General features: G+C 57.2%; 5 protein-coding genes. All 5 read left to right on the forward strand.

Going from position 1 to position 2415, the window contains the following annotated elements; all coding sequences use genetic code 11:
• On the forward strand, nt 1-194 hold a 194-nt coding region (gene rpsJ, locus CHB99_RS30300), incomplete at its 5' end, for a 30S ribosomal protein S10 (RefSeq protein WP_249299734.1).
• Nucleotides 195-275: 81 nt separating this feature from the next.
• Nucleotides 276-911, forward strand: coding sequence for a 50S ribosomal protein L3 (gene rplC / locus CHB99_RS29285; protein WP_042123516.1), 636 nt, complete (start codon nt 276-278; stop codon nt 909-911).
• Nucleotides 912-923: 12 nt separating this feature from the next.
• Nucleotides 924-1526 carry a 50S ribosomal protein L4 gene (rplD, locus tag CHB99_RS29290; protein WP_042123518.1) on the forward strand — a complete coding sequence of 201 codons (603 nt, stop codon included), beginning with the start codon at nt 924-926 and terminating at the stop codon, nt 1524-1526.
• Complete coding sequence (gene rplW / locus CHB99_RS29295) at nt 1523-1822, forward strand: 50S ribosomal protein L23 (RefSeq protein WP_042123520.1); 300 nt, start codon at nt 1523-1525, stop codon at nt 1820-1822. The genes rplD and rplW overlap by 4 nt, the downstream gene beginning before the upstream one ends.
• Before the next feature lie 7 nt (nt 1823-1829).
• On the forward strand, nt 1830-2415 hold a 586-nt coding region (gene rplB / locus CHB99_RS29300; protein ID WP_089266741.1), incomplete at its 3' end, for a 50S ribosomal protein L2.

Below are 2415 nucleotides of genomic sequence, written 5' to 3' on the forward strand. Positions count from 1 at the left end.
TTCCACTGCCTACTCGCAAAGTGAGGTTCACCGTGCTGGTCTCCCCGCACGTCAACAAAGACGCGCGTGACCAGTACGAGATCCGTACTCACAAGCGCGTTCTGGACATCGTCCAGCCAACGGATAAAACCGTTGACGCTCTTATGAAGCTCGATCTTGCGGCAGGCGTGGAAGTGCAGATCAGCCTCGGCTAAGACTCGGGTCTTGGTCGTGTAACGCTCTGAAATGGGCGGCCATAGCGGGTGAAAGCCCCGTACACTCATGAGGTTTACAACATGACTATTGGTGTAATCGGTCGTAAGTGCGGTATGACCCGCATTTTCACCGAAGAAGGTGTCTCCATTCCGGTCACGGTCATTGAGATCGAACCGAATCGTGTCACCCAGTTCAAAACTGAAGAAACCGATGGCTACCGTGCAGTGCAAGTCACTGTTGGTGAGCGTCGTGCTTCGCGCGTGACTGCCGCTCAGGCAGGTCACTTCGCCAAAGCGAACGTTGCCGCTGGTCGCGGTGTCTGGGAGTTCCGTCTCGAAGACGGCGAGTACCAGGCTGGCGACTTGATCAATGCTGAACTCTTCGCTGCGGGCCAACTGGTAGACGTTACCGGTCAGTCCAAAGGTAAAGGCTTTGCCGGTACCATCAAGCGCTGGAACTTCCGCGGTCAAGACAACACCCACGGTAACTCCGTTTCCCACCGCGTCCCGGGCTCTATCGGCCAGTGCCAGACTCCTGGTCGTGTATTCAAGGGCAAGAAAATGTCCGGTCACATGGGCGCCGAGCGCGTGACCGTTCAGTCCCTGGAAGTAGTGCGCGTCGACGCTGAACGCAACTTGTTGCTGGTCAAGGGTGCCGTTCCTGGCGCTACTGGCGGTGATGTTGTTGTGCGTCCGGCTGTCAAGGCTCGCGGGTAAGGGGAAGCTGACATGCAACTTAATGTAAATGACGCTCAGGCGATCGAAGTTTCCGAACTGACCTTCGGTGGCGAATTCAACGAGACGCTGGTACACCAAGCAGTCGTGGCCTACATGGCCGGCGGCCGTCAGGGCACCAAGCAGCAAAAGACCCGTTCCGACGTGGCTGGTGGCGGTAAGCGCCCATGGCGTCAGAAGGGTACTGGCCGTGCTCGTGCCGGTACCACTCGTGGTCCGATCTGGCGTGGCGGTGGTGTGACCTTCGCAGCTCGTCCTCAGGATCACTCGCAAAAGCTCAACAAGAAGATGTATCGCGCAGCAATGCGTTCGATCCTCTCCGAGCTGGTGCGTAGCGACCGTCTGGTCGTGGTTCAGGACTTCGCTGTTGAAGCGCCAAAAACCAAAGACCTGCTGAACAAGCTGAACGGCATGGGTCTGAACGACGTGCTGATCGTTTCGGATGCTGTTGATCAGAACCTGTACTTGGCCGCTCGCAACCTGCCGCACGTTGATGTACGTGACGTCCAGGGCTCCGACCCAGTCAGCCTGATCGCCTACGAAAAAGTGTTGATCACTGTTTCGGCCGTGAAGAAATTCGAGGAGCTGCTGGGATGAACCAGGAACGCGTATTTAAAGTTCTACTTGGCCCGCACGTTTCCGAGAAGGCCACGGTTCTGGCTGACAAGAAAGGCCAGTTCGTTTTCAAGGTTGCTACTGACGCAACCAAGCTGGAAATCAAGAAGGCCGTCGAAAGCCTGTTCAACGTCAAAGTGGAAAGCGTTACTACCCTGAACGTTCTGGGTAAGACCAAGCGCACCGCTCGTGGCCTGGGCAAGCGTAATGACTGGAAGAAGGCGATCATCTCCCTTCAGCCAGGCCAAGATCTCGATTTCAGCAGCAGTGCTGAGTAAGGAAGGGGTGCATCATGGCAAACCGACTTCCCCTGGCCGCCGTTTCGTGGTCAAGGTGGTCAACCAGGAGCTGCACAAAGGCGCTCCTCACGCACCGCTGATCGAGAAGAAATCGAAGTCTGGTGGTCGTAACAACAATGGTCGTATCACCACTCGTCACGTTGGTGGTGGTCACAAGCAGCATTACCGTCTGGTCGACTTCCGTCGCAATGACAAGGACGGCATCGCCGCCACTGTCGAGCGTATCGAATACGACCCGAACCGTACTGCTCACATTGCCCTGCTGTGCTACGCAGATGGCGAGCGTCGCTACATCATCGCGCCTAAGGGCGTGAGCGCTGGCGACCAGCTGATCGCAGGTGCTCTGGCTCCAATCAAGCCAGGCAACTCCCTGCAACTGCGCAACATCCCAGTGGGTAGCACCGTTCACGGCATCGAACTGAAGCCAGGCAAAGGTGCACAAATCGCTCGTTCCGCTGGTGCTTCGGCTCAGCTGATCGCTCGCGAAGGCGTCTACGTGACCCTGCGTCTGCGCTCTGGTGAAATGCGTAAAGTGCTGGCTGAGTGCCGTGCGACCCTGGGCGAAGTCTCGA

Origin of the sequence: Pseudomonas japonica, assembly GCF_900188455.1 — a bacterium.
Lineage (GTDB): Bacteria > Pseudomonadota > Gammaproteobacteria > Pseudomonadales > Pseudomonadaceae > Aquipseudomonas > Aquipseudomonas japonica.

Coding starts and splice junctions, on each gene's coding strand:
- rplC (WP_042123516.1), top strand. CDS start 276: ATGACTATTGGTGTAATCGGTCGTAAGTGCGGTATGACCCGCATTTTC.
- rplW (WP_042123520.1), top strand. CDS start 1,523: ATGAACCAGGAACGCGTATTTAAAGTTCTACTTGGCCCGCACGTTTCC.
- rplD (WP_042123518.1), top strand. CDS start 924: ATGCAACTTAATGTAAATGACGCTCAGGCGATCGAAGTTTCCGAACTG.